Genomic DNA, 26271 nt, shown 5'->3' on the forward strand with positions numbered 1-26271 from the left:
TGACAGCGGTCTCGTCGACCGCGACCCGCCTCGGCGTCGCCTTCGGCGGGTCTGAGACGCTGTCAGCCAGCCGATGTACCCACTGAAAGATTGCCTGAAACGAGCGTTCTACGCCGAGCAGCCGAAGAATCGCTTCTGTCTCTCTAAGCGACAAACCGGCAGCATGGAGTCGGACGGCGAACGCCCTGACGGGCGTCGCCGTCCACTCCCGCTGCCAACATTCAAGCGTAGCGGTGTCTAAACTCTGCTTGAGCAGGTTTGAGAGTAGCATAGATCACTAACTTTTCGACCTGCTCGTTCCTTATCTAGACAGTGCCGGCTGGACCAGCGCCCTCCAACCAGAACATGACCTTCTCCCAGAAGATTCGGTTCGAAATTGCTTCGGAGCAGACTGGTGGGGACGACACCAGACACGCAACCTCTCACAGTCGATTCGTCGTGTCGTGGTTTGGGTTGGTGACGAACTTTCTCACTCTCCGAAGGAAACGGTTCTCTGATTGGCCGTTATAGCTGTGAACTATAGCTACAACATATAGTTAGATGCTATAGATAGTGACCGTATCTCGGTGTCATAGTCGTAGTCTGATCACGAGTCCCACGAGTACGACCGAGATATACTATATTTAGACACGATAGTGGAATAAGTCCGGTGTATGTTATAGCTATAAAGTATAGCTCGACATTATAGCTGGCAACTATAGCTATCTTTTATGGCTGTACTGTCTGACTTACCTTTATATTCATTGCGTTCGACTATCGCCTATAATGCTCACGTATGCTCCAGTTTCGGAGGCTGGAGGCGTCGGAAAGACGACCACGGCGGCGACGCTCGCAGCGAGCCACGCGCGTGCTGGACACGATGTCCTTGCCATCGATATGGATACGCAGAACGGGAGTCTCACGTACTTCTTCGGTCCAGACTACGACCGTGGTGATCCAAAGGTCGACAACCTCGTTCGGCATCTCGTCGGCCGCCCGAAGGGTGACTTTCGTGACCTCACCATCGAAGTCGAGGGTGGAATCGACCTCGTCCCCTCACACAACATGCTCGAAGACCTACACGAGTTTCTGCTGAACGAGAAGCAGCAAGCCGAGAACTTCGGCGAGTCATACAGCATGTATCATCAACTCCACCGCGTGTTGCGTGATGCAAACGTTCGAGACGAGTACGACGTTATCATCGTCGACTCCGCCGGGAAAGCGGGACCGATCCTCTACAACGCACTGGTCGCCGTCAGAAACGTCGTTATCCCGTTCGAGGCGACTGCGAAAGGGCAGGAATCGATCGAAGGTCTCGACGATCTCGTCGACGGGTTAGAGCAGAGTATCGACGTCGACGTCGGCGTGCTCGCCGTCCTCCCGATTGGCTACAAGGATACACGAGACCAGCGAGAGATCCTCCGGGAACTCCGCGAAAGCGGCTTCCCAGTCCCCGTCGTCATCGGCGAACGTGGCTCGCTGATGGAGGGGAGTTGGATGCAGCAGTGTAGCCCGTACACGTACGTCGAGAAACACCGCGATAGGAAGCGTGAATACGAACTCGAAACGCTCGACCAGTTCGACGAACTCGCTCGCTATCTCGAGAAAGAAGCCGGACTCGAAACTCCCGAGGTGACTGCATAATGGGACTCAAATCAGGGTCGCGGGACGCTGGTCTCGACGACTCCGAAGACGACGTCGAACCGTCTGACGAGCAGATACAGGAGGAGCCTCGAACTGAAGACGACGCGTCTCCGACCACCTCTCCATCCGAAACGACAGACGAACAGACCGAGACGGAGCCACGCTCCAAATCGGTCTCACAGCGTCCGACGATGGAGTCGATTCCGTACAAACTCCGGCGAGACAAGGTGAACGAAGGGCGAGAGCAAGTTCCGTATTTCCTTCGAGAGGAGATTATCGAAGCCGAGGGCGAACTGCAAGACACACTCGAAACGCTACTGGGCGAGAGTGTCTACAAATCCGATTATCGAGAGGCTGCCATGGTTGTTGCACAGCGAAACCCGGAACTCATCGCAGAAGTACTGCGCGAGTGGGGTTACGACCTTGACGCGACGTAGTTCGTGAACTGTTCGAGCTATCGGGTTCGGTGTCGCGTGAAATATTCCGTTAGAGAGCCGAAAGAGATGCGGAATCGATTAGACAATAGGGAGTTCCATCTACTCCTGAGAGGTCCCTCTCTCGAACGCAGCAGCGAGTTGTTCTCGCATGTACTCTCGCCGTAACTTCCGCGCACGTGCGTCCGAGAGATAGTTCTGTAGGACTACGTCGGCGCTTGCACTTCCTTGTTCAGCCGCGATTTCGTCGAGACTCCCGAGAACGACGTCGAGCGACGACGAATATGCGTCGTACCAGAACCGCCGTCCCATCTTTGGCGACGGAGATTCCCCACCGATTGTGTCGGGTAGCCCGGCACGATCGGCGAGTTGCTTAAATCGGTTCCAGACCGTCCAACGAGAAATGTGTCCGCCAGAAGCGTGTGGCGACGGAAACAGATAGCCGTCCCACTCGTCGCCGTCGGCAATCGCAGCGAGACAGTCTGCGAGAACATCCCGCCCGTAGAGAAGTGACACCTCACCGGGTCCGTTCTTCCGCTCTTCGAAGGCGATGACCGGAACGTCGCCGTCGTCCGGGTCGAGAACGAACTGGTGGGTGTGGAGTCGAGCGACCTCACCTGGTCGAAGCCCCCACGCGCAGAGCGCAAGCACGAGCAGTCGCTCTTCGTCGTCGACTGCCACAGTGTAGAGCGCCCGAACGTGCGCTGCGTCGAGACAGGGTGTATCGGCGTCGCTGCCACCGCTCCCGTTCGACCAGTCGAACTCGTCGTCGAGTCCGTCAGCCGGATTTATCGCAGCCCATTTCCGTCGAACCAGATGCGCATACCAGTTCGAGACCGCCAGATGGATGCGACGTTTCGTCTGACCGCCGTCAAGTTCGTCGTGAAGGCGGTCGAAAGCCGCCCAGCAGCCATCGACTGCCTTGTATGCCGGCACGTCGCTCTCGCGACCGATGGGTGTCACGAGATCGTCTGTCTCGTTCTCGTCTCGGTAGGCACTCACGTACCGATTCAACCGATAACGGAGCGTCTCGATCGACGATTTGGCGAGTCCTTTCCGCTCGCGGCGTGACATCAGGAAAGATTCGAGTGCCTCGATGGTCCGTTCGTGCTCAGTTGCCCAGTCGTAGCCGGTCTCTGCAGGTTCGAGCCCCAGGTCTTCGGACCAGAAGTCTCCGAACGTGGTGTCGTGGTACGCCCGAAGCGCGTAGAGCAGCGGTCTGAAGTCGTGTTTACGCAACCAGTTGTGCGTTGGCTTCTCTCGTGTCGAATCGAGGCCGTCAGCCTCCAACGCCGGTGCGACGACCTCCCAATACGCGTCGACGAGTTCCTCGCGGTCGAGGAGCGTCCAAGAGACGTCGTCGGCATCGTTCCAGTCTCGGTTTTGAGACGAGTGTGCTGGCTCACTCACGGTCGGCACACCATCGGTTCTGGTAAATCCGGCCCTGAATCGTCGGTAGCCGCCTCAGTGAGTGAGTTCCTGATTCTAAGCGCGTCATTAGCTGGTGAAAGAGACTACTACTTGGATAGATTATATATTTTGGGAACAAACTGACCGCTGGGGTCTGTGTGAACACCAAAAATAACGACTCGCGACGTATCGTACTTCATAAACTGCATTGTGCTACATCAAACTCTGGTCCTCTTCGTCCCCAGAGGTTCAGAGGATTGGCCAAGTTTTGGGCCGAATCGTCGGTCATCGAAGTCGTATGTTGTCGATGTAACTCTTCGATTCGGTCTTTGACCCAGTTACGATTGGAGCATGGACAGAATCGACTGCTTGGCGTCGACGCACCGTCCACATCGGTGTCTCTAAACGATACTGTCTCGACCCGGTCGGATCGAGAACGTCCGACCGGTCACTCGTCGTCCACAACCGCCGGGGTGAGGTCGCCATCCTCGACCATCGCTTCGAGCGGGTTGTCGTCGAGGTCCAGTGGGAGGTCGACGCGGCCGCGCGAGCGGACCGACTCGAACCCTGCGAACAGAATCTCGGCCGTGTTGAGCCCACGCTTCCCGCTCAACACCGGTTCGCGTCTCTCGTCGAGCGCGTCGAGAATCTCCGCGACGGCACGGTCTTGGAAGTGCGACCCGAACCGCCCCTCCTCCTCGCCGGTGTGGTGCATCGTCTCGCTGCCGACGTCGACCGCCTCACGCTCGCCGGCACGCTCCAGTTCGAGCATCGGCCCGTCGTCGACGTCGATGCGGATGGCGCCTTCGGTACCGCGCAGCAGGAATGCGGCGTCGTGGATGTCCGAGCCCGCGCCGGTCGAACAGACGCCGTAGACGCCGTTGTCGTAGCGCCATTGTGCCCACATCTGGTTCTCTTGGTGGCTACCGAACCGGATGTCTTCCTCGCGGTAGTCGAGTCCCGCGAGCACCCACTCGGCGGGGCGCTCGTCGTTGAACATCCCTGCGAGGTCGACGGTGTGGGCGCCAGTGTCGTAGAAGTCGCCCCACGCGATCTCAACGCGCTGGAGGCTGCCGATCTCGCCTTCGTCGAGTAGCCTCTTCGCCTCGGTGAAGGGCTTGCCGAACCGACGCTGGCGGTTGAACGTCAGTTGGACGTCCTGTCGCCAACACTCTTGGACCATCGTCCGGGCGTCGGCGAACGTGTCTGCCATCGGCTTCTCGCAGTGGATCGCATCCACGGCGCCGCTCCGAGCGCAGTCAACGACGACACGGCGGTGAATGGCCGGCGGGACACAGACGCTCACCACGTCTGGGTTGAGCGACGCGAGCAGTTCTTCGTAGTCGGTGAAGGCGGCCTCGTCCGGGAGGTCGAACTCCTCGGCGAAGGCCGCCACGTTCTCCGGGACGATGTCGGCCGCGCCGACAAGTTCCGACCGGTCGTCGACCGCGTACGCCTCCGCGTGTCTGTAGCCCATCGCGAACCCCTGAACGCTAGGGTTCGAAGGATCAGGGCCGGTACCGATGACTGCGACAGTGTAAGTGCTCATCCGTCGGCTATCCCTGTGTCGGGATGTCGTATAGTGATTTCGTCTCGGGGATCGACCGAAGCGGGAACCCGATGCGGCAACGACGAGCTACCAGTGCGTCTCGACGACGTCGGCGGCGTGGTCCAGCGTGTCGTAGGAGTCCGGTCGCTCCTCGGCCTCGTAGACCAGCCAGTCACAGCCGTGCTCGCGGACGGCCGCGATGGCGGCCGCGACGTCCAAGTCGCCGTCGCCGACCTCGACCACGTCGCCTGTCTCGGCATTGTAGTCCTTGAGGTGGACGATGCGCACGCGGTCGGCGTAGTCGCCGAGGACGGTGAGCGGATCGTAGCCGGCCGCGCCGACCCAGCCGAGGTCGAGTTCGAAGCCGACGTGTTCGGTCGCCGCGACGAGCGTCGACAGCGCGGGCTCGCCATCGAGGGTGGTGAACTCCTGGTCGTGGTTGTGGTAGTGGAGCGAGAGGCCGTAGTCCGCGAGGGACACTGTGGCAGCGTCCAGCCGCTCTGCCACCGCCTCGACGGCCGCGACCGATTCGAAGTGCTCTGGGCCGAGCCACGGGACGACGACGTCGTCACAGCCGAGCGTTCCGTAGGTCTCGGCGACCTGTTCGGGGTCCTCCTCGATCTCGTCGAGGCCGACGTGTGCGCCGGCGACGTCGAGGTCCGCGGCCGTCAGGGCGTCGGTTATCTCGGTCAGGTCGTGGTCGTCCAGACCGGCGAGCTCGACGCCGTCGAAGCCGGCCGCGCCGACGCGTTCGATGACTGCGGGGAGAGGGTCGGCGACCCCGTGCAGACTGTAGAGCTGAAAGCCGATTGCTGTCATACGCGCCGTTCACCGCTCACCAACATAAAGTATCGGTGCGCGAACAGTCGTTGCCGGAAGTGCTGGCACGAACCCACTGCCGACCGGGGGTACGGCGGGGTGGGGACGAGAGCGAACCGTCGGTCAGTCGTCGGCCGCGCCCGGCCGGTAGGCGCGGCTGATCGCCTTCCACTTTCCGGAGCGGAAGCGATACCAGTTGACGAGCATCGAGGGAAGGCTCTCGCCGAGAAACGACAGCGAGACGGCGAACAGGCCGAGTGAGGTCGTCGTGGCGAGATAGGTCAGCGGGATGGCGAAGCCGAACATCCCGAGGGCGCGGCCGTAGAAGGGCCACCGCGTGTCACCCGTCGCGTCGAGCGCGCCGGCGATACCGTTCGTCACACCCGCGGGGACGATAGCAACGCAGGCCGCGTAGACGAAGTCGACGGCGATGGGCACCGCCGGCGAGACCGGGTCGTCGACGAACAGCAGAACGGCCGGTCGGGCGAAGGCCGCGACGAATGCCGCCGCGAGCAGGTACGTCGCGACGGTGAAGTAGGTAATCTCGCGGCCGTAGGCCTCGGCGTTCGCCTCGTCGTCCGCGCCGAGTGCCTGTCCGACGAGGCTGCTTGCGGCGAGGCCGAAGCCCCACCCGGGCGTGTTCATCAACCCCCAGATGCGACGGCTGATGACGTAGGCGGCGACGACGTTCGGGCCGAGCAGGCCGACGAAGACGAGGATGGGGAAACGCGCGACTGTCCACACGGAGCTCCGGCCGACGACCGGCAGGCCGATGGCGAGCAGGTCGGCGAAAACCTCGCGGTCGAGATACCGCGCGGCCGGGTCGACGGTTATGGGGAAGTCACCAACGAGCGGCAGTCGGCCGGCGACGAGGCCGACGACGAACGCGGCCGTGACGAGGACGCTCGCGACGACGGTCCCGGTCGCCGCGCCGACGACGCCCATGTCGAGCCCGAAGACGAACACGGCGTTGAGCGTGACGTTCGCGGCGGCCCCAGCAGAGCGGACGACCATCGGTGTCCACGCGTCGTCGACGCCGATGAGAACCCTGCTGCCGATCTGATTGACGATGGCGAACGGGACCGCGAGCGCGAGGATACGGAGGTAGGCGGCCCCGTAACCCACGGCGGCGGGGTCGTCGCTCAGGAGCGCGACGAGTTCGGTCGGGACGGTCCAAAAGAGCAGCGTGACCGGGAGCGCGACGAGCGTCACGAGCAGCGCGCTCGACCGGACGACACCTTCGAGGTCGTCGTGTGCGCCCGCGCCGTAGCGCTGGGAGACGAGTGCGATGGTGCCCGCGGCCATCCCGCCGCCGACGGCGAACGTCATGCCCCAGTACGGCCCGGCGAAGCCCATCCCGGCGATGGCTACGGGGCCGACGGCGACGCCGACCATGGCCGCGTCGGCGACGCTATTCGACATCCGCGCGAGGCCGGTCAGGATGCGCGGCCACGCGAGGTCGGTCGTCTCGCGGGCCTTCTCGGGCGTGACGAGGCCGAGTTTGGCGAGCACCGCGCCGACACCGACGAGAAACAGTCTGAGGGGGTTTCTGTCCCGTACCACTACCCTCGTGTCGGTGTCGGCACGGAGTTAACTGTTGGTGTGACGGCGACGACTGCAGGCCGCGAGACGAACTGCCGCTCCCGCCGGGCAGAACGCGCGGTCACGGCGACGCGGAGACGATGCTTTGCAGTCGACGGGCGAGACCGTCGCCGATGGCGCGCATCCCCGCGTCGCCCGGATGAAGCAGGTCGGCGGCCAGCCCGGAGACGGGCAACAGCGCTGGCCCCTCGACCAGCGAGAGGTTGTCGTGCGGCGAGGCGGCGACGATCTCACGGAGCGTCTCGCGGTACGCCTCCGCGTGGTCGGCGTCGCCGGCATCGGTCAGGTCGTCGAAGTAGGAAAACAAGGTGATACAGACGACCGGCTTGTCGGGGTGGGCGGCCGCGACGGTGTCGACGAAGGGTTCGGCGCGGGCTTCGAAGGCCTCGACCGAGAAGCCGCCGGTGTTGGCCATGTTGACCGAGAGTGCGAGCGTCGCCACGTCCCAGTCGTCGCGAGCGGCGATATGTTCGGCCATGGCGGCCTCGCAGTAGGCCGACCCCGAGCAGCCGAGATTGAGTGCGTCGTAGCCACAGTCGCGAGCGGCCTGTGTCACGTAGTTGGTCTGCGGAGCCGACGACGTTGCCCCCTCGGTGATGGACGTGCCGTAGGCGAGATATCGCGTCTCGGGGCGTTCGTCGTCGGCCGGCGGCCGGCAGTCGCCGACGACGTCGTGGACCGCGACGGGTGTGAATCGCTCGAATCGGAGCCGACAGACCCGCGAGTCGAACCGCCCGCCGAGGTCGGCGTCGGAAGCGAGGCCGGTCCCGGCGGCGAGGTCGGCCACACGCTCCGGAACACGGAGCCTGAGCGTCTCCGACCCGGGGCCGAACTCGGTCGGTTCCCACGGCTGGAACGGCCCCCAGAAGACCCGGACTCGTGTTCTTTCGGGGACAGAGAGCGTCACCTCGACCGTGGTGTCGTCGTCTCCCGGGACGAACCGCAGTTCACTCCCGGTGGGATGTCGGACGCGGTCACGAGCCGTCTCGTTCAGGCCTGCACCGACCGTGTCGGGGACGCGACACAGCCGGTCCCCGTCGTCGGTCCACTCGGCGGGAACCGTCTCCGCGACGTTGTGCAAGGAGACGGAGGGGTAGCTGTCGGAGTGCATACCGGCACACTCGTGCCCGCTCACATGACGTTACTGGAAACTTCCGTATCTTACGACCGTTTCGTGGTCAGGTCTCCCTCGTGAATCGCCCACGTCGGTAGCGACCGGCTGGAACTCGTCGGTCGCGAAGGAGTAAGCCACGTACCGGCCGTAGAGCAGCTGTCCGGCGGTGGGTACGAAGTTCTGGGCGTCGTAGGAATCGACGGTGAGCTGGTGAATATTTGCAATGGGTCGGTTTCGAAGAATCTCTTCGACTGTTCGTTGAAGACGAAAGACGAACAGCCGAGCCGGTCGAGCGACGGTGTAGTCTCTGTCTGTCGCCGTCTCTTTGGCTCGTCTGTCGGTTCGGTCCGTCGGCTCGCTCCGGTTCGGTCGTCGAGTCAGTTCGGGTCGTACTGCAGGTCACCCTCGTGAACCCACCAGAACTGGGGCCACTTGACACGGCGGTTCGTGTCGTCCTCGCCGGGTTCGGTCCACTCGTCGTTCGTGGTCCACGACTGTTCGTACTTCGAGACGAGCCCGAGGAACGGCAGTTCGATGTGGTTGTGCCACGCCGCCTGCTGGACGAACGGCCGTGCCCCCTCGTCGTCGGCCTGTTTCGCGATCTCCTCGACGGTGCTCAACGGCGTATCGAGCGTCATCTCGCCGCCGTCGCGACCGGGGATGGTCTGCGCAGACTCAGCCTTCTCGCGGTAGCCGTGACCACCGCCGATGTCCGAGGCCCACAGCTGGTAGTACAGTGGGAAGTACGGGAACGCCGAGCGCGAGCCACCGGGCAGCCAGTAGAACGAGCCCATCTTGAAGTTCCCGCCGGAGTACTGGCTGAACCAGTCGTTCGTCGGCTTGGTAGTGACTGTGAAGTCGAAGCCGAACTCGTTGAGCTGGCTGACGACCGTCTGGGTCATCGTCGTCCAGTCGTTCCAGCCGGCCGGCGAGTAGTAGCTTCCGCCGAGGGTCTCGCCGCTATTGTCCTGCCACTTGCCGTTCTGCTTCGTGTAGCCGGCCTCTTCGAGCAGTTGCGTCGCCTTGTCGGTCTGGCTCTCGTCGACGCCGTAGGTCTCGAAGTCGTCGTACCAGTCACCGAGCCAGTACTCCTGGTCGCGCGGGGCGATGCCACAGGGGATTGGCGCAGTGAACTTCGTTCGGGGGCCGGCGTTGTCGACGATATCCTGCCGGTTGATGACGTGGGCGATCGCCTGCCGGACGGCGCGCTTGCCGAAGTCGGGGTCGTTGTGGTTGAAGACGATGCCGTAGCCCCACTTCGCCGGAATGTTGACCTCGACGACGTGGTCTGGGAACTGCTTGGCAATCTCCGGCGGCGTGAAGGAACTCGTCGCCGCGTCGACTTCCGTCCCCGACATCAGCGCCTGGTGTTGGGCGGACCCGCCACCGGTGTTCTCCAGCAGGTAGGTCTCGAAGTTGACGTTGTCGGACTTGTAGAACTCGGGGTTGCGCTCGAACTCGAAGGCCTGGCGGTCCTTGTTGACGAACCGGAACATCCCGCTCGCGACGGGGTCTTCCCACGCCCACTGGAGGAACTCGGCTTCGCCCTTGTCGAGCCACTGTTCGTGCGTCTCGGCCTTCGTGTCGACGAAGTAGTTCGTCAACTCGAAGCGAATGATGCGCGGGTTCGTCGGCCCCGAAAGCAGGAGTTTCGCCGTCTTGTCGTCGACGATTTCGAAGTCGTCGACGTAGCCGAACAGTGAACTTCCGGTCTTTTGGGCGAGTTGGAGCTGGACGTCGAGGTCCTCGGTCGTCCACTCGTCGCCGTTGCTCCACATGAGGTCGTCGCGGAACGTCAGTGTCACTTCCTCGTCGGTGATTTCGAGGTTATCCAACGCACCGTAGAGGAACTCGTCTTTGTTGAAGGAGTACTTCAGGAACGGTGCGAACACCACACGGCCCGCGGGCCAACTGTAGTTCTGACTCGCCGAGGAGTTGAAGTGCAGGTCGACCGGGTTGCCGTCGTACGCGTTCGTAAGCGTCGCGTCGTACACTTGTCCACTCGACCCCGATGTCGCGGTGTTCGCGGTGTCGCCGCTCGACGTCCCACCACTATCTGTGCTAGCACAGCCGGCGAGTGCAGCCACACCCGACGAGCCAGCCGCGGCCAACATCTGGCGACGGCTGATCGACTGAGCAAAATTGTCTCTGACGCTGTCTTCGGACATGTCGTATTGTGTTAAAAATTGCCATAGATTAAATCTTGTGCATCGGACAAGACCCAGATACGTCCTTCCGTGCCCGTCGGACGCGACAGCAGCACGACGCGAGTGTCGTTTTCGATGCGGTCGCTGTCGACGAACTCCGCGGTGTAGAGTCGCGACGTTCAGCCGAAGTTCGGGCCGGCCACGTCGGCGTCCGCAGCCTCGCGCCACGTGTGTTCGGGAGCCCAACCCAACTCTCGTTCGGCCTTGACTGTCGTGAACGCCGAGTCGTCACCCGTGACCGGGCACGGCGGCGCGTCGTCGTAGAGTGCGTCGATCAGATCACTCGTCGCGACGCCGAGGTAGTTCTCCGCGGCGTGACAGAGATACGCCTCGTGGCCCGAGACGTCCGCGGTCAGCGCCGCCGAGACCATCGAGACGAAATCCCGAACGTCGATGTACGACCAGAAGTTCCCCGCACCGCCGCTCGGGGACCTGCCCGCTGGCAGCGCTGCCAACTCGTCGAGGTCGAACGCCTCACGGTTGGTCGTCGCTTGGTACGCACCGGGGTACTGCACCCACGACGGCCGGATCGATGCCACCGGGACGCCATAGCGTCGGGTAGTCATGCCCGCGAGCGCCTCGCCGGTGACCTTCGAGACGCCGTAGGGGTCCTCGGGCCGTAGTGGGTGGGACTCGTCGATCGGGAGGTAGTCGGGAACGAGGAGGTTCTGTGCGAACGGGAAGCCGTACGCCGACTCACTAGACGCTTGGACGACGCGCGCACCAGCCCGGCCGGCCGCGTCGAGGACGTTGTACGTACTCAGGACGTTGTTCGCGAACACGCGGCTGCCGGCGTGGTTCGTCGGGTCGGGAATCGCCGCGAGATGGACGACGGCGTCGGGCTCGAACGTGGAGAGGAGCTCTGCCGTCTCACCTCGGTCGGTCAAGTCGACTTGGAAGAAGTCCGCGTCGTCGGGGCCGCCGTCCGCGGGGAGTCGCTGGTCCAGTCCAACGACGTCGTAGCCGTCGGCGAGCAGTCCGTCCACAGTCCACTGGCCGGCACCACCGAGCGCTCCGGTGACGACGACACTCGTACATTCGGACATCACACCTGTACGGACGGCGAACAGCCACTTGAACCCACGGAACCGAGCGACTGCGTCACGTCGTCGTCGACGAACGGCGGTCACTGTGACGACATCCTGTTCTCTAAACCAGAACGTTTATCGCCTTGAAGTGCTAGTCAATAGCATGGACGCCAAGCACCCGGTGCGAACCACCGAGAAGACACTCCTGCTGATAGAGCAACTGATGGAGGCAGGTCCGTGTGGAGTGACGGAACTGTCGAATCGGCTCGACATAGGGAAGAGCGCCGTCCACAACCACCTGACGACGCTCCAGAGTCACGGCTACGTGCTGAAGACCGACGGCGAGTACCGCCTCGGGCTGAAGTTCCTCGAAATCGGCGGTCACATCCGAAAGTCGATGGAGCTCTACGAGGTCGCCGAGCCCGAGGTCAAGTCTTTGGCCGCCGAGACGGGCGAACTCGCCAACCTGCTCGTCGAGGAACGGGGACTGGGCGTGTATCTCATGCGGGCGAAGGGTGACGACGCCGTCGACCTCGACACTTACGCCGGCCTGCGGACGAACCTTCACACGACCGCACTCGGCAAGGCCATCCTCGCCAACCTCCCGAAGTCGCGCGTCGAAGAGATCATCGACCACCGCGGGTTGGAGCAGAAGACGCCGAAGAGTATCGGGACACGTGAGGAACTGTACGACGTTCTCGACGACGTCCGCGAACGCGGCTACGCTATCGACGACGGCGAACGACTAGAGGGACTGCGCTGTCTTGCCGCCCCGGTCAAGGCCTCGTCGGGCGAGGTGTTGGGTGCGATCAGCGTCTCGGCCCCCGCGAGCCGCGTCAGCGACGAGGACCTCTACGAGGCGCTCCCCGAACGTGTCCTCAGCGCCGCTAACGTCGTCGAACTCAACATCAACTACTGAACTCTGTTTTCTATTTCAGAAAACACCGCTCGGACAGGGAGACGGCGTTCTGCTCACACCCACCGCCTGTTCTGTTCTCTACACAGCCCCCGTTACAAACCTAACAGTGTAATCTTCTGCTGACGAACGGTTCCTCGGTGTTCTGATATAGAGAAATTCGTTCTCGCCGTCACGGCGTGACGGTATCTGCGTCACGGCTGGTGGCGGCTCGTGACGAGTACGGTGGTCGGTGTGTCGAACCTGCGGCCCAATACGGGTCGCAAGGAGGAGAGCGGCGTCAGTCCGACGTCGTATCCCCTTCGCTACTGGTCGCCCGTGCCCAGCCGTAGGCCTGCCAGCCGCCGTCGGCGTAGAGCACCTCACTGGTCACGAAGCCGGTCTGCGCGACTTCGTCGGCGCGCTTCTGTGAGCGAGAGTTGACGACGACGTTCGCACCCATCGCCGAGGAAGTACTCGAGGTTCGACCAGAGTTCGCCTTCGCTGATGTCGACGGGGTAGTCGGGTGCGCGTTCGGACTGCTCGTGGCAGTAAGCGGTCGTCCGCGAACCGCCCCGCAACGGAACCGAGCCGGCGGTGTGAATCACGCCGCCGGGGTTCTCCGTCCAGACCCAACGAGTAGATGCCGATGCCGATGTCGATGCGACCCATGTTCCGGAGCAGTCGCTCGACGGTCGCGATCTCCTCGTCACGGTCCTCCCGACCGAGCACAGTCTTCGTCGTCGGTCGGTTCTCGGCTACTCGCTCGGGTGGCGGGTCGGCCGTGGTCAGCTCATCCGCGTGGTCACGTAGCCCGGGAAGTTGAGGATGAGTCGTTGGGTCGTGTCGCCGAAGACGGCCTTCCCCGTCGGCGACCGCGGGTTGCCGAGCGTGAAGACGTGGTCACAGTCGTGTTCCTCGGCGATGTCGACGATGTGGTCGGCCGTCCGCTCCTCGACCACGTCGGCGACGATGGTCCACTCGACGTCCATGTCAGCCAGCGCGTCGTTCGCGAGTTCGCGGGCGAACGTGAACGCGACGCCGAGCGCCTGGTCGTCGCCGTACTCTCGGTTCTCCACTCGCCCGATCTCGTCGAGCGTCTCGGCGGTCTCTTCGTACTGTTCTGTGGTCAGCGGCGAGTAGAGCACGAGTTCGCTGTCTGCGCCCTTCGCGTACATGGCTGCCTCACGGAGCAAGTCGGCACAGGCGTCTCTGTCCTCTAATACGACGAGTGCGTCCTCCATATCCCCGTGTTCGACAGCCCCCTATATAATTACTCGGTGATTCACGGGGAGTCGAGTCCGAAAAAGTCGTCGTCGGGGTGGAAACCGTCGTGGTGAGGTGGCGTGACTGGGGGTGCCGGCGCGGGACTGTCGCCGACGGGGTGGTGTGTCGGTCGTGCGTCACGCGGTCGGTCGTACTCAGTAGTTGTCGTAGACGGTCTTCTCGATGGTGTAGAAGTCGAGGCCAGCGTCGCCCTGTTCGCGCCACGTCTCCGAGGAGGAGCGCTTGAAGCCGCCGAACGGGACGTGGAGTTCGAGACCGGTCGTCTTCTCGTTGACTTTCACGACGCCGGCTTCCGCCTCGTCGACGAAGCGGTTCGCTTCGGTGTGGTCGTCGGTGACGACACTGGCCGAGAGACCGTAGTCCACGTCGTTGGTGACGGCGAGTCCCTCCTCGAAGTCGCTGACCTTCAGCACGGCGACGACCGGGCCGAAGACCTCCTCTTGGGCGATTCGCATGTCACTCTCGACGTCGGTGAAGACGGTGGGTTCGACGTAGTAGCCCTCCTCGACCGCCTCACCTTCGGGTCGGCCGCCACCTGCGGCGAGTGTCGCGCCCTCGTCTTTCGCGATTTCGATGTAGTCGAGTGTCCCCTCGAGTTCGCTCTCGCTGGCCTGCGGCCCCATCTCGTGGTCGTTGCCGGGGCCGACGTCGATGGACTCCGCTCGGTCGACGAGTTCCGCGACGAAGTCGTCGTAGACGTCCTCGTGGACGATGGCGCGCGAACAGCCGGTACACGACTGGCCTGTCGTCCCGAAGGCGCCGGTGGCGACGATGTCGGCCGCCTCGGCGGGGTCGGCCGAGTCGGTGACGAGCGTCGGGTTCTTCCCGCCGAGTTCGGTCTGGACGCGCTTGCCCGCGTCGGTCGCCTGTTCGTAGACCATCTCGCCGACGTGACTGCTACCGGTGAAGGAGACGGCGTCGGTGCCTTCGTTCTCGATAAACTCGTTGCCGACCGTGCTGCCGGGGCCGGTCACCACGTTCAACACGCCGTCGGGCAGACCCGCCTCATCGAGTGCCTCGGCTACGTCGAGGACGACACCCGGGGCCTGCGACGCCGGCTTCAGGACGACCGTGTTACCCGCGGCCAGCGCCGGCGCGAGCTTCCAGACCGGGATGGCGATTGGGTAGTTCCACGGCGTAACCAGGGCGGCGACGCCGACGGGCTCTTGGCGGATGTAGAGGTTCTTCCGGCGCCCGCTCGGCGACTTCGTCGTCCCGCCGAGGTCGGCGGCTTTGGTGGCGAAGTAGTGGAAGATGTCGATGGCGCGCTGGACCTCACCGGCCGCTTCGGGGCGCGCTTTGCCCTCTTCGGCCACCAGCGAGTCGGTCAGTTCCTCTTTCCGCTCTTGGAGGATAGTCCCCGCCTCTCGGAGGATACGGCCGCGCTCCGGTCCGGGTGTCGTCGCCCAGTCGTCTTGGGCGTCGACGGCGGCGTCGACCGCCTCGGCCGCGTCGGCGGCGCTGGACTGTTGGTAGCGCGCGACGACTTCGCTCGGGTTCGCGGGGTTCTCGACGTCGATGGTCTCGCCCGTCTCCGAGGAGACCCACTCTCCGTTCACGTAGTTGGCTCTCGTCTCTGTCATCAGCCACGTGTTCACGGTTCACGCATACTACTCTTACGGTTCCCCAACTACCTGCCGACTGCGACTCTCACCCCGTCCACTACACTTTTGCCACTCGCCGAGTACCCTCGTAGTATGTCACTCGACGACCTACTGCAGGGTGTCCGCGCCCGTGACTGGGAAGCACTGGACTCCGGAACGCTCAGACTCGCCATCGTCGGCCTCGGCTGGTGGACCCGTCAACAGGCGATTCCGGCCATCCAGAACTCGAAGTTCTGTGAAGCGACCGTCGCCGTCAGCAGCAGCCACGAGAAAGCCGGCGAGACCGTGGCGGCGACACCGACAATCACGACCGGCCTCACCTACGACGAGTTCGTCGAGGGTGAGGCCACTGACGAATACGACGCCGTCTACATCTGTACGCCGAACGCACTCCATCTCCCCTACGTCGCCGCGGCCGCCGAACACGGTAAAGCCGTCCTCTGTGAGAAGCCCGTCGAGGCGACGCTCGAACGCGCCGAGGAACTCGTCGACACAGCCGAAGATGTGCCGCTGATGGTCGCCTACCGGATGCAGACCGACCCGCAGGTACGACTGATGCGGGATCTCGTCGCCGAGGGGGCCATCGGCGATCCGGTGGCCGTCCACGGCCACATGGGCCAGCAGATGCTCGACGTCGTCTCCGGGGACCCCGACCAGTGGCGGCTGAACCCCGACCTCGCGGGCTACGGCGCGACCGTGATGGACCTCGGCATCTACCCGCTCAACACCGCGCGGTTCGTCCTCGGGGCCGACCCGGTGAGCGTGACCGCCCAGATGCACTCCGAGGACGAGGCGTTCCGCGACGTCCCCGACCAACACGCCACGTTCACTATCCAGTTCGACGACGGCACCTACGCTGCCTGTACGGCGAGCCAGCACTCGCATCTCTCGGGGCATCTCCGACTCGTCGGTACCGAGGGTGAACTCCTGCTGGAACCGACGTTCCTCGGCGAGTCGCCACAGACGTTGACCTACCGGACGCTCGACGGCCGCGAGGTCGAACTCGACGACGGCCGTCGCGACGTCTTTGCCGACGAGATGACCGAGGAGTTCGACTACTTCGCCGACCACGTCCTGCGAGACGAGCCACTGACGCCCGACGGCGACCACGCGCTCGTCGACATGCGTTCGCTCGCTGCGATCTACGAGGCAGCCGAGACCGGTCAGGAAGTCACGCTCGACTCGCTGTGAGCGGTCCGAACCGATCGGAACGGGTTGTCTTGGCTCTGCGAAACGCGTCCTACGAACTGCCCTGTCGTTCGAGAATCTCGACCAGTTGATTGGCGAACTCGACCGTCCGGGTAGGAAGGCCGTATCTATCCGTCGACATATCGTAGTCGGCGAGTTCCGAGACCATCTCCTCGGTGTGTGACATGGTCGTCACCACCTCACGAACGTCGATTTCGAGGACGCCGTCGTCCGTATCCAGCCACGGCTGGGCCTGTTGTTTGTCGTCGTACTCGATGACGTACGTCTCGCCGCCGACAGCGTCGACGATGTCGTCGACGGTGCCGACCTCGATACGGGTGCCGTCGTCCTCACTGACCAAAAAGAGGGTGTCGTCCACGCACTCCGGAGTGTACCGTGTCATAGTATCGACTATGCTAGTGTGGGTAGTAATAGCTTGTCGGTGTCTCGGTGCGATGGCGATTCGGCTACTGGCCGAAATCAGGGCGAGAAAGAGAGCGGCCGCGCGCTCAGTGCTGTTCGAGGCCTTCGGGGTTCTCGGCCGCGCCGTCGAGCGGTTCGCTGTTCCAGTACGCGTGGTTCGGGTCCTCGCGGAAGCAGGCCGCGGCACCGTCTCCGTCGTCGAGTTCCGCCAGCTTCGGCTGCTCTTCGCGGCAGGCCTCACGCGCCACCGGACAGCGCGTGTGGAACCGACAGCCCGACGGTGGATCCACCGGGTCGGGGACGTCGATCTCGCGAATCGGCGGATCCTCGGCGTCCATCGCGTCGAGGTCGAGGTTCGGCGTCGCCCACCGCAACACTTCCGTGTAGGGATGTCGCGGGTCGTGGATGAGCCGCTCGGCGGAGCCGATCTCGACGATCTCGCCGAGATACATGACGGCGATGCGGCCGTCGCCGTGCTCGGCGAAGTACCGCGCGTTCGAGAGGTCGTGGCTGATGAACAGGAACGACGTGTCGAACTCAGCTTGGAGTTCGAGCATCAGATCCATGATGCCGATACGGAGACTCACGTCGACGGCGCTGATGGCCTCGTCCGCGAGGATGGCGTCGGGGTCCATCAACAGCGCCCGCGCGAGGGCGACACGCTGTTTCTCGCCGCCAGACAGCTGATGCGGGTAGCGTTCGAGGAAGTCGCCCGCGGGTGTCATCCCGACCCGTTCGAGCAGCGAGTGCATCCGGTCGCGACGCTCGGCACGGCCGATGTTCGGGTGAGTGTGGCGCAGCGGCTCCGTGAGGATGTCGGCGATGCGCCGGTTGGGGTTGAGCGCGCTGCCGGGATCCTGGTGGATGATCTGGAGCGCCGAACGAACCTCCTTGTAGGGGATGTCGGTGTTCCCGGCTTTCGCCTCCCAGATGTCGTGGCCGCGGTACTCGATCGATCCGCCGGTCGGCTTCTGGAGGCCGATCATCGTCTTGCCGAGCGTCGTCTTCCCACAGCCGGACTCGCCGAGCAGACAGACGAGGTCCTGCTCTTCGATGTCCAGCGAGATGCCGTCAACAGCGCGGACGACCGTCGGGTCCTGCGTGAACCGCTCGATGAGGCTCTGTTCCTCCCCGAAGTGGACTTCGACGTCGTCGAGCGACAACAACGGCGTGTCGCTCGTCGTCTCGAGAGTGGCCGTCGAACCGGCGTTCGGGCCGTCCGTCGGGTCGGAGACGAGTTGCTGGTCGAAATCCTCGGCCGTCTTGCCGAAGTTGAGCGGGATCTCTTCGCGGGCCTCCTCGCGGTAGTGACAGGCCGAGCGGTGGCCGCCCCCGCCGTCGACCGGCGAGAACGGCGGGTCGTCGGTCCGACACTTCTCGGTCGCGAGTTGACAGCGCGGATGGTAGCGACAGCCCGAGGGGACGTTGACGGGTGCGGGCCCCTCGCCCTCGATGGGTTGCATGTCCTCCAGCGGCGCGTCGAGGTTCGGTGTCGAGTTCAGTAGTTCCCGTGTGTACGGATGTGCGGAGTTGCCGATGATCTCGTCGCGCGGCCCGATTTCGGCGAACTGGAACGCGTAGATGATGGCCATCCGGTCGGCCAGCGACGCGACCAGCGGCAGGTCGTGCGTGATGAAGATGATCGTCAGGTCGTACTCGCTCTGGAGGTTGTCCAACAGTTGCAGAATCGACCGCTGCATCAGCAGGTCGAGTGCGGCTGTCGGCTCGTCCATAACGAGGACCTCTGGGTCGAGCACCATGCTCAGCGCGATGAGCGCGCGTTGTTGCATCCCGCCAGAGAGTTCGTGTGGGTAGGAGTCGAGCACGCGCTCGGGTTCGAGATAGAGGTTCTCCAGCAGTTCACGGGCGAACTCCATCCCCTCCGAGACGTTCTTGTCGTGGGTCCGCAGCGTCTCCTTGAAGTGCGAGCCGACCTTCATCGTCGGGTTGAACGAACTCATCGCCCCCTGGAAGACCATCGAGATCTCCTCCCAGCGGAACTGCCGCAGTTCCTCGTCGCTCATCTGGAGGATGTCGACGGTCGAGCCGTCCTTGCGGTTGTAGTGGATCTTCCCGGTGAGGAGCCCGGGATCCGGGACGGCGTCGAGCAGTGCGGAGGCGAACATCGACTTTCCAGAGCCGCTCTCGCCGACGATGCCGAGCACCTCGTGGCGGTCGATGGTGACGTTGACGTCTTCGAGGACGTAGGTGTCGCCTTCACTGTAAGTGACGTTCGTGTCCTCGATTTCGAGGATTGGGTCGTCGACGACCCTTTTCGATGCCGTGTCGTCGGTCGGTGACGTGTTCGTGTCTGTGTTGGTTGCCATGTTATTTACACCCACGCGGACGTGTTTTCGTTGTCGCTCTCCTCTTCGACGGACTCGGACTTACCGGTGAGGCGCGTCCGCACCCGCGGGTTGAAGATGCGATCCATGCCTTGACTGACTAGAATGAGCCCGAATGCGAGGCCGACGATGGCCACGATGGGCACGAGCAGCCAGTGGAGCGCTTCGAGAGTGAACAGCCCACCCTGGTTGTACGCGTTGTTCAGCGTGACGCCCCAGTTCTGTCCCGTGTAGGGCAGGACGCCGATGAAGTACAGCCCGACGGACGCGAAGATGGTGTACCGTGCGGCGAGCACGAAGTTGACCATGACGTACGGCATGATGTTCGGCAACACGTCCTTCAGGATGATCCGATGCGTACTCGTCCCCATCGTCCGCGAGGCTTCGACGTAGCTGGCCTCGCGGATCGAGAGGACCTGCGACCGGATCGACCGGCCGAGGCCGGCCCAGTAGTTGATCGTCAGGATGACGCCGAGCAGGATCGGGTTCTCCGGACTCAGCGCGATCGCTAAGATGATGATGAGCGGCAGTCCCGGAATCGCCATGAAGAAGTCCGAGATAGACGTGATGACGGTGTCGACGGTACCGCCCTTGTAGCCGGAGATGGTACCGACGACGATGGCGACGCTGGTCGCCCAGACGCCGCCCGCGAGCACCATCAACAGGATGAACGGCGTCGAGTCGACGATGAGCGCGAACAGGTCGACGCCGGACTGCGTCGTCCCGAGCGGATACTGCATGTTCACGAAGGGGGCGAGCAGCCGCGGTGCCTGGTTCGGAGCCGGGTTGCGCCACAGCCCGAGCACCTCGACGAGCGCCATCAGCAGGTAGACGCTCAGGATGACGATACCGAGTCGGGTTCGCACGTCGGACCACGCGACGACGGCGGGTTCGTAGATGCTCTGCTCGTAGAACTCCGCCAGTCGGTCGCGCTGGCTCATCTCGGCCGAAGAGGTCTCCGAGCGCCAGTCGATATCGTCCGGGGACGAGGAGTCGGTTTCAGTAACCATCGGAATCACCTGCGCTGATGCGGGGGTCGATGAGCCCGTAGGTCAGGTCCGCGATGTACACCGCGATGACGAGCGTGACCGTGATGACGAGGAAACAGCCCATCATCAGCGGGTAGTCGTTCGCGTTGACCGCGGAGATGAGGTAATAGCCCAGCCCGGGGTACGAGAAGATCTGCTCCAGGACGACGGTTCCGCCGAGACGGAAGCCGATGAGAAGCAACAGTCCCGTGTACATCGGGAGGATGGCGTTCTTCGCGACGTACTTCGTCGCGATACGGCTGTCGGGCAGTCCGCGTAGCCGGGCGACTTCGACGTACTCCTCGCCGAGCACCTGGATCCCGTTGCCGCGCATGTTGAGCGCGGTCGAGCCGACGCCGCCGATGGTGAACGCGATGATCGGCAGCGCGGCGTGGTGGAGCACGCTCAGGAAGTACTCCGCGCTGAGGGAAGCTTCGATCCCCCGTTCGACCGCGTTCCCGGTCGGAAAGAGGTTGAGCTGGAACGAGAGGAAGAACAGGAAGAGGACGGCGAAGATGTAGTACGGGACCGCCATCAGGAAGATAGAACTCCCCGAGGCGACCTTGTCGAACCGTGAACCTTCCTTGTACGCCTGAATCGCGCCGATGAGGACGCCGATGACGAACATCAGAACCGTCGACGTCACGACGAGAAAGACCGTCCACGGCAGTGCACGCGCGAGGATTTCGATCACGGGTGCGTTCAGCGAGATCGACCGGCCGAGGTCCAACTGGGCCACGCCGATGAGGTAGTCGAGATACTGTTGCCAGAGCGGTGCGTCCGGCCTGATGTTCTGAAGCGCTTCGATGCGAGCGTTGACCTGCTCGGCCGGGACACCCTGACGGATGAGCTGGATACGCAGTTGCGTGAACGGGCCACCCGGGAGAAGGCGAATCAGCCCGAAAGTGAATGTCGCGACCGCGAGGATGGTCAGGGGGATTCTGACCGTTCGTCTGAGGTAGTAGTTCATTGTTGAAGTTAGTGGGTTTTTGGATGGGGTGTCTTATCCCTGGTACTGCAGTTCGCCCTCGTGGACCCACCAGAACGGGGGCCACTTGACCTGGCGGTTCGGGCTGTCCTCGCTGGCGACCGTCCAGTCGTCGTTGGTCACCCAGGACTGTTCGTACTTCGAGACGAGTCCGAGGAACGGCAGTTCGATGTGGTTGTGCCACGCTGCCTGCTGGACGTACGGCCGTGATTCGTCGTCGTTCGGCTGTCGAGCGATTTCCCGCGTGACCTCCAACGGGGTGATGGTCGTCTCCCCGCCGTCGCGACCGGGGATTGTCTGCTCGGACTCGGCCTTCTCGCGGTAGCCGTGACCGCCGCCGATGTCGGTCGCCCACAGCTGGTAGTACAGTGGGAAGTACGGGAACGACGAACGCGAGCCACCGGGCAGCCAGTATAACGAACCCATCTTGAAGTTGCTGTTGGAGTACTGGCTGAACCAGTCGTTCGTCGGCTTCGTGCTGATTGAGAAGTCGAAGCCGAACTCGTTGAGCTGGCTGACGACCGTCTGGGTCATCGTCGTCCAGTCCGTCCAGCCCGACGGCGAGTAGTACTCCCCGCCGAGGGTCTCGCCGCTACTGTCCTGCCAGGTGCCGTTCTGCTTCGTGTAGCCGGCCTCTTCGAGCAGTTGCGTCGCCTGCTCGGCTTGAATCTCGTCGGCACCGTAGGTCTCGAAGTCGTCGAACCAGTCGCCGAGCCAGTATTCTTGGTCACGCGGGGCGATACCACACGGCGTCGGGGCGACGAACTTCGTCTCTGGGCCCGCGTTGTCGACGATTGCCTGCCGGTTGATGACGTGGGCAACCGCCTGGCGGACAGCGCGCTTGCCGAAGTGCGGGTCGTTGTGGTTGAAGACGATGCCGTAACCCCACTTCGCCGGGATGTTGACCTCGACGACGTGGTCCGGGAAGCGGTTGGCGATCTCCGGGGGTGTGAACAGACTGGTCGACGCGTCCACCTCGCTGCCGGAGATGAGCGCCTGGTGCTGGGCGGTGTTGCCACCGTAGCTTTCGAGCAGGTAGGTCCCGAAGTTGACGTTGTCGGACTTGTAGAACTCGGGGTTGCGCTCGAACTCGAAGGCCTGCTGGTCTTTGTTGACGAACCGAAACATCCCGCTTGCGACGGGGTCTTCCCACGCCCACTGGAGGAACTCGGCTTCGCCCTTGTCGAGCCACTGTTCGTGTGTCTCTGCCTTCGTGTCGACGAAGAAGTTCGACAGCTCGAATTGGATTATCTGTGGATTCGTCGGCCCCGAAAGCAGGAGTCGCGCGGTCTTGTCGTCGACGATCTCGTACTCATCTAGATAGCCCCAGAGCGAACTCCCGGTCTTTTGGGCGAGTTGGAGTTGAACGTCGAAGTCCTCGGTCGTCCACTCGTCACCGTTGCTCCACATGAGGTCGTCACGGAACGTCAGTGTCACTTCCTGGCCGTCGATCTCGAGATCCGAGAGCGCCCCGAGAATGAACTCCGACTTGTTGAACGAGTACTTCAGGAACGGCGCGAAGACCGCCCGTCCGGCGGGCCACGCGAAGTTCTGACTCGCCGAGGAGTTGAAGTGCAAGTCGACCGGGTTGCCGGTGTAGGCGTTGACGAACGTCGCGTCGTTGACCGCGCCCCCCGAGTCACCCGACCCACTCGTCGAGTCTCCCGAGTTCGACCCCGAACCCGACTCGGTCGGATTGGTGTTTCCGCTGGAACAGCCGGCGAGTGCGGCGACGCCCGAGGCCCCGGCCGCTGCCAGCACCCTTCGACGACTGATGTATCTGTCGTACTCTTCCCGCCTGCTATCAGATGGCATAACATGGCGTAGTATTCTATAGTTGATTATAAACATTGTGTATTATAATGGGGTTATATCTCATGAAATATGCTCGAGATGGAACTTCTCCCTCGTCACACCGACCGGATTTAGTTCGAGAATCTGCCAATATGGTGTCGTGAGGAAACTGTGTGTCTCGGTACTGTCGGTTCCCGCCTCCTCGATCGTTCGGTCGAGGACTAGCGTTTTAGTCCCGGGTGTCGACTGCTCAGTCAGATACGATGAACGAGTACGACAGTTGCTGGCTTCGGTACGAGTGCGTTCCCGACGACCGTCTCGACGCGTACCGGCGTCGGTGTCGACACGCCTACGTCGCCGAGGAGGCACCCGAACTGAGTGCGGTCCGCGACGAACTCCGACGGGCGCTCCCGGCTCTCCTGGGAACGGATCCGCATCTGTGGCAGCATCCGCCGACGACGGCCGAGGGCTTTCTCGCCGTCGGCACGCCCGACGACATGGCGATGATCGCCGAGTCAGTTCCGACCGACGTCGTCGACGACCTCGCCGACGGCGGCTACCTGCTGAAGTCGGTGACGTGGAACGGGCAGGACTGTCTCGTCGTCACCGCGTCGACGGACCGAGGGTTGGTGTACGGGACGTTTCACCTGTTACGCCTCCTGAATACGCACGAACCCGTCGCCGACCTCGACGTACGCGAGGAGCCGGCTTACGAAAACCGCCTGCTCGACCAGTGGGACACGCCCTTCCACCGGTCGGTCGAGCGCGGGTACGGCGGCGAGTCCATCTTCGACTGGGAGCGACTGCCTGACCTCCGGCCGCGCTACGAGGACTACGCGCGACTGCTCGCCTCCGTGGGTGTGAACGGAGTCGTCTTCAACAACGTCAACACGACGAAGCCGGCGCGGCCGAGCGCGAACGTGGCCTTCGACGCCTTCGAGGGCTGGCAACTGCTCGAACCACGCCGACTGGAGGCTTTTACCAGCCTCGCCTCGGTGTTCCGCCGCTACGGGATTCGGCCGTATCTCTCGGTGAACTTCGCCGCGCCGATGCTCGTCGGCGACCTCGACACGGCTGACCCGCTGGACGAAGACGTTCGCGCGTGGTGGCGTGCGAAGGCCGACGAGATCTACGAGCTCGTCCCCGACTTCGGGGGCTTCCTCGTCAAGGCCGACTCGGAGGGCCAGCCCGGGCCGTACGACTATGGCCGCGACCACGTCGACGGCGCGAACGCTCTCGCCCGCGTGTTAGAACCACACGGTGGCCGGGTCTGGTGGCGCGCCTTCGTCTACGGCACCCACGAGGACCGCGCGGTCCAGGCCTACGACACCTTCGAGCCGCTCGACGGCGACTTCGCCGACAACGTCACCGTCCAGGTCAAGAACGGCCCCATCGACTTCCAGCCGCGCGAGCCGGTCTCGACGCTGTTCGGCGCGATGCCCGAGACGGACCTCGGGTTGGAGCTGCAGATTACGGGCGAGTACACCGGCCAAGGCGTTCATGCGACATACCATCTCCCGATGTGGAAGGAGATACTCGACTTCGACACCCACGCCGACGGGCCGGGGTCGCCGGTCGGGTCGCTGTTCCGCGACGACGGCGAGGGTATCGTCGGCGTCGGGAGCGTCGGCGAGGACCACAGTTGGACGGGTCACTACCTCGCGCAGGCGAACCTCTACGCCTTCGGCCGGCTGGCGTGGGACCCCGAGGCGTCGGCCGAATCGGTGACCGAAGAGTGGGTCCATCAGACGTTCGGTGCCGACGAGCAGGTCGGCGATACAGTGACTCGAATCCTCCACGACTCGTGGGAGGTCTGCATCGATTACGAGACGGGCGGACTCGGCCTGATGCACATGATGCACAACGCCGAGGAGTATCTGGAGAACCACTACGACCCCGCACCCGAAGAGTGGCCAGGCTACCACGGCGCGACCGAGGAGGGCATCGGCGTCGACCGGACGAGTACGGGCAGCGGCTACGCCGGCCAGTACCGCGACCCGGTCGCCCAGCGTTACGAGTCCGTCGCCGACTGCCCCGAGGAGCTCCTCTTGTTCTTCCACCATCTGCCGTGGACCCACGAACTCGACGACGGGACGACCGTCGTCCAGCGGCTCTACGACAACTGCTTCGCCGGCGTCGAGGAGACCAAGCGACTCCGCGCGGAGTGGCAGTCGCTCGACGGGAAGGTCGACGAGCGACGGTTCCGACACGTCGCCGAACGGTTCGACGAACAGGTCGCGCAGGCCGAACGCTGGCGTGACGTCCTCACGGACTACTTCTACAGTCACTCGGGCGTTCCGGACGAGCAGGGTCGCGTCGGCGACGACTGACGGGGGCGCTTACTCGACGAGGCCGAGAGGCTCTTCGAACTCCACGAGGACGCCTGCACGCTACGGCGTGGTCGGCGTCGCCGTAGGGAAACCGGAAGACACGCGCCGGCCAGTCGGCGCCGACCGTCTCGTAGATGTCATCGAGGAGTATCTCGGTCCACGCCACTTCCTCGCGGAATTTCGCCGGCGAGAACGATGGCGACATCGGCATTGTAACCGTCGAGCCGGAGTCGCCCGGCAATGGTGGGGACAACGGAAACGGTAACCGCCCCGGGAACTGAACCGACGACTGGAGGGTCGACTCAGCCGAGTCGGGACGTCGACCCGACCGCTGGCTTTTTTTAGTGTGTCTACGGACCACGTACCATGTCGAACACGTCGGTGCTGGTCGATATCGTCTGCTCGCAGCGCGAGCGGATCAAGATACTGCTCGCGTTGCTCATCGCATCGGCGCTCTTTCTCGGTCTGTCGGCGCTCTTCGTCGAACCGGGCGACCAGGCGTACCCCATCCTCGTCATCGACATCGTCCTCGTCGTCGTCCTGTTCGTCTTCTTCAGCGTGCTCTACTGGTACTGTACCAAGCGCGCGATGGACATGTGAATC

21 protein-coding genes and 1 pseudogene are annotated in these 26271 nt (G+C 63.5%); 6 read left to right on the forward strand and 16 right to left on the reverse strand.

Going from position 1 to position 26271, the window contains the following annotated elements:
• Nucleotides 1–271, reverse strand: a pseudogene (locus BM083_RS18095) (IS6 family transposase); the annotation flags it as partial.
• 494 nt (nt 272–765) lie between these two features.
• Here BM083_RS18095 and BM083_RS18100 point away from each other — a divergent pair.
• Nucleotides 766–1623 carry a ParA family protein gene (locus tag BM083_RS18100; RefSeq protein ID WP_009377611.1) on the forward strand — a complete coding sequence of 286 codons (858 nt, stop codon included), beginning with the start codon at nt 766–768 and terminating at the stop codon, nt 1621–1623.
• On the forward strand, nt 1623–2060 hold the full coding sequence (locus BM083_RS18105) for a DUF7970 domain-containing protein (RefSeq protein WP_089871339.1): 438 nt from the start codon (nt 1623–1625) through the stop codon (nt 2058–2060). Before BM083_RS18100 ends, BM083_RS18105 begins: the two co-directional genes overlap by 1 nt.
• Before the next feature lie 99 nt (nt 2061–2159).
• On the opposite strand, the gene BM083_RS18110 is transcribed toward BM083_RS18105, so the two are convergent.
• The 7 genes from BM083_RS18110 to BM083_RS18140 form a co-directional block, all read right to left on the reverse strand.
• Nucleotides 2160–3467, reverse strand: coding sequence for a tyrosine-type recombinase/integrase (locus tag BM083_RS18110; protein ID WP_089871633.1), 1308 nt, complete (start codon nt 3465–3467; stop codon nt 2160–2162).
• Nucleotides 3468–3915: 448 nt separating this feature from the next.
• Nucleotides 3916–5016: a Gfo/Idh/MocA family protein gene (locus tag BM083_RS18115; protein WP_089871341.1), complete on the reverse strand. Its 1101-nt coding sequence runs from the start codon at nt 5014–5016 to the stop codon at nt 3916–3918.
• 87 nt (nt 5017–5103) lie between these two features.
• Nucleotides 5104–5835 carry a sugar phosphate isomerase/epimerase family protein gene (locus BM083_RS18120; protein WP_089871344.1) on the reverse strand — a complete coding sequence of 244 codons (732 nt, stop codon included), beginning with the start codon at nt 5833–5835 and terminating at the stop codon, nt 5104–5106.
• Between the two features lie 123 nt (nt 5836–5958).
• Entirely contained in the window at nt 5959–7398 is a 1440-nt protein-coding gene (locus tag BM083_RS18125; protein WP_089871346.1) for an MATE family efflux transporter, read from the reverse strand.
• A 100-nt stretch (nt 7399–7498) separates the two neighbouring features.
• Nucleotides 7499–8548: a GDSL-type esterase/lipase family protein gene (locus BM083_RS18130; protein WP_089871348.1), complete on the reverse strand. Its 1050-nt coding sequence runs from the start codon at nt 8546–8548 to the stop codon at nt 7499–7501.
• A 380-nt stretch (nt 8549–8928) separates the two neighbouring features.
• Nucleotides 8929–10665, reverse strand: coding sequence for an ABC transporter substrate-binding protein (locus BM083_RS18135; protein WP_089871350.1), 1737 nt, complete (start codon nt 10663–10665; stop codon nt 8929–8931).
• A 212-nt stretch (nt 10666–10877) separates the two neighbouring features.
• A complete protein-coding gene (locus tag BM083_RS18140; RefSeq protein ID WP_177197691.1) occupies nt 10878–11888 on the reverse strand; it encodes an NAD-dependent epimerase/dehydratase family protein in 1011 nt (336 codons plus the stop codon).
• Nucleotides 11889–11949: 61 nt separating this feature from the next.
• On the opposite strand from BM083_RS18140, the gene xacR reads away from it, so the two are divergent.
• A complete protein-coding gene (xacR, locus tag BM083_RS18145) occupies nt 11950–12705 on the forward strand; it encodes an HTH-type transcriptional regulator XacR (RefSeq protein ID WP_009377636.1) in 756 nt (251 codons plus the stop codon).
• 277 nt (nt 12706–12982) lie between these two features.
• On the opposite strand, the gene BM083_RS23500 is transcribed toward xacR, so the two are convergent.
• The 3 genes from BM083_RS23500 to xacF all read right to left on the reverse strand — a co-directional run bounded on the left by BM083_RS23500 (nt 12983) and on the right by xacF (nt 15551).
• Nucleotides 12983–13144 (reverse strand): hypothetical protein, encoded by a 162-nt coding sequence (locus tag BM083_RS23500; RefSeq protein ID WP_177197692.1) that lies wholly within the window; start codon nt 13142–13144, stop codon nt 12983–12985.
• A gap of 325 nt (nt 13145–13469) precedes the next feature.
• Nucleotides 13470–13925, reverse strand: a complete 456-nt coding sequence (locus BM083_RS18155; RefSeq protein ID WP_089871352.1) for a universal stress protein — start codon at nt 13923–13925, stop codon at nt 13470–13472.
• A 177-nt stretch (nt 13926–14102) separates the two neighbouring features.
• Nucleotides 14103–15551, reverse strand: coding sequence for a 2,5-dioxovalerate dehydrogenase (xacF, locus tag BM083_RS18160; protein WP_089871637.1), 1449 nt, complete (start codon nt 15549–15551; stop codon nt 14103–14105).
• Between the two features lie 114 nt (nt 15552–15665).
• Between xacF and gfo6 the strand changes: the two genes are divergently transcribed.
• Nucleotides 15666–16763, forward strand: coding sequence for a D-xylose 1-dehydrogenase Gfo6 (gene gfo6 / locus BM083_RS18165; RefSeq protein WP_089871354.1), 1098 nt, complete (start codon nt 15666–15668; stop codon nt 16761–16763).
• A 49-nt stretch (nt 16764–16812) separates the two neighbouring features.
• Here gfo6 and BM083_RS18170 read toward each other — a convergent pair whose 3' ends face one another.
• From BM083_RS18170 to BM083_RS18190, 5 genes are all read right to left on the reverse strand, one after another.
• Nucleotides 16813–17163, reverse strand: a complete 351-nt coding sequence (locus BM083_RS18170) for a hypothetical protein (RefSeq protein WP_089871356.1) — start codon at nt 17161–17163, stop codon at nt 16813–16815.
• Nucleotides 17164–17269: 106 nt separating this feature from the next.
• On the reverse strand, nt 17270–19510 hold the full coding sequence (locus tag BM083_RS18175; protein ID WP_089871359.1) for an ABC transporter ATP-binding protein: 2241 nt from the start codon (nt 19508–19510) through the stop codon (nt 17270–17272).
• A 5-nt stretch (nt 19511–19515) separates the two neighbouring features.
• Nucleotides 19516–20538 (reverse strand): ABC transporter permease, encoded by a 1023-nt coding sequence (locus BM083_RS18180; RefSeq protein ID WP_177197693.1) that lies wholly within the window; start codon nt 20536–20538, stop codon nt 19516–19518.
• Nucleotides 20528–21526, reverse strand: coding sequence for an ABC transporter permease (locus BM083_RS18185; RefSeq protein WP_009377657.1), 999 nt, complete (start codon nt 21524–21526; stop codon nt 20528–20530). The genes BM083_RS18180 and BM083_RS18185 overlap by 11 nt, the downstream gene beginning before the upstream one ends.
• A gap of 33 nt (nt 21527–21559) precedes the next feature.
• Nucleotides 21560–23359, reverse strand: a complete 1800-nt coding sequence (locus BM083_RS18190; RefSeq protein ID WP_177197694.1) for an ABC transporter substrate-binding protein — start codon at nt 23357–23359, stop codon at nt 21560–21562.
• A 242-nt stretch (nt 23360–23601) separates the two neighbouring features.
• Between BM083_RS18190 and BM083_RS18195 the strand changes: the two genes are divergently transcribed.
• Together BM083_RS18195 and BM083_RS18200 are read left to right on the forward strand one after the other, a co-directional pair.
• Nucleotides 23602–25668 (forward strand): alpha-glucuronidase family glycosyl hydrolase, encoded by a 2067-nt coding sequence (locus BM083_RS18195; RefSeq protein WP_089871367.1) that lies wholly within the window; start codon nt 23602–23604, stop codon nt 25666–25668.
• Between the two features lie 366 nt (nt 25669–26034).
• Nucleotides 26035–26268 carry a hypothetical protein gene (locus tag BM083_RS18200; RefSeq protein WP_009377665.1) on the forward strand — a complete coding sequence of 78 codons (234 nt, stop codon included), beginning with the start codon at nt 26035–26037 and terminating at the stop codon, nt 26266–26268.
• Nucleotides 26269–26271 lie beyond the last annotated feature (3 nt).

Origin of the sequence: Halogranum rubrum, assembly GCF_900114455.1 — an archaeon.
Taxonomy (GTDB): Archaea; Halobacteriota; Halobacteria; order Halobacteriales; family Haloferacaceae; genus Halogranum; species Halogranum rubrum.

Bases quoted from the DNA above. Each gene is read 5' to 3' on its own strand.
- BM083_RS18180 (WP_177197693.1), bottom strand. From the start codon at position 20,538: ATGGTTACTGAAACCGACTCCTCGTCCCCGGACGATATCGACTGGCGC.
- BM083_RS18105 (WP_089871339.1), top strand. From the start codon at position 1,623: ATGGGACTCAAATCAGGGTCGCGGGACGCTGGTCTCGACGACTCCGAA.
- BM083_RS18100 (WP_009377611.1), top strand. From the start codon at position 766: ATGCTCACGTATGCTCCAGTTTCGGAGGCTGGAGGCGTCGGAAAGACG.
- BM083_RS18170 (WP_089871356.1), bottom strand. From the start codon at position 17,163: ATGACACGGTACACTCCGGAGTGCGTGGACGACACCCTCTTTTTGGTC.
- gfo6 (WP_089871354.1), top strand. From the start codon at position 15,666: ATGTCACTCGACGACCTACTGCAGGGTGTCCGCGCCCGTGACTGGGAA.
- BM083_RS18115 (WP_089871341.1), bottom strand. From the start codon at position 5,016: ATGAGCACTTACACTGTCGCAGTCATCGGTACCGGCCCTGATCCTTCG.
- xacF (WP_089871637.1), bottom strand. From the start codon at position 15,551: ATGACAGAGACGAGAGCCAACTACGTGAACGGAGAGTGGGTCTCCTCG.
- xacR (WP_009377636.1), top strand. From the start codon at position 11,950: ATGGACGCCAAGCACCCGGTGCGAACCACCGAGAAGACACTCCTGCTG.
- BM083_RS18190 (WP_177197694.1), bottom strand. From the start codon at position 23,359: ATGCCATCTGATAGCAGGCGGGAAGAGTACGACAGATACATCAGTCGT.
- BM083_RS18130 (WP_089871348.1), bottom strand. From the start codon at position 8,548: ATGCACTCCGACAGCTACCCCTCCGTCTCCTTGCACAACGTCGCGGAG.
- BM083_RS18155 (WP_089871352.1), bottom strand. From the start codon at position 13,925: ATGGAGGACGCACTCGTCGTATTAGAGGACAGAGACGCCTGTGCCGAC.
- BM083_RS18200 (WP_009377665.1), top strand. From the start codon at position 26,035: ATGTCGAACACGTCGGTGCTGGTCGATATCGTCTGCTCGCAGCGCGAG.
- BM083_RS18175 (WP_089871359.1), bottom strand. From the start codon at position 19,510: ATGGCAACCAACACAGACACGAACACGTCACCGACCGACGACACGGCA.
- BM083_RS18195 (WP_089871367.1), top strand. From the start codon at position 23,602: ATGAACGAGTACGACAGTTGCTGGCTTCGGTACGAGTGCGTTCCCGAC.
- BM083_RS18185 (WP_009377657.1), bottom strand. From the start codon at position 21,526: ATGAACTACTACCTCAGACGAACGGTCAGAATCCCCCTGACCATCCTC.
- BM083_RS18120 (WP_089871344.1), bottom strand. From the start codon at position 5,835: ATGACAGCAATCGGCTTTCAGCTCTACAGTCTGCACGGGGTCGCCGAC.
- BM083_RS23500 (WP_177197692.1), bottom strand. From the start codon at position 13,144: ATGGGTGCGAACGTCGTCGTCAACTCTCGCTCACAGAAGCGCGCCGAC.
- BM083_RS18135 (WP_089871350.1), bottom strand. From the start codon at position 10,665: ATGTTGGCCGCGGCTGGCTCGTCGGGTGTGGCTGCACTCGCCGGCTGT.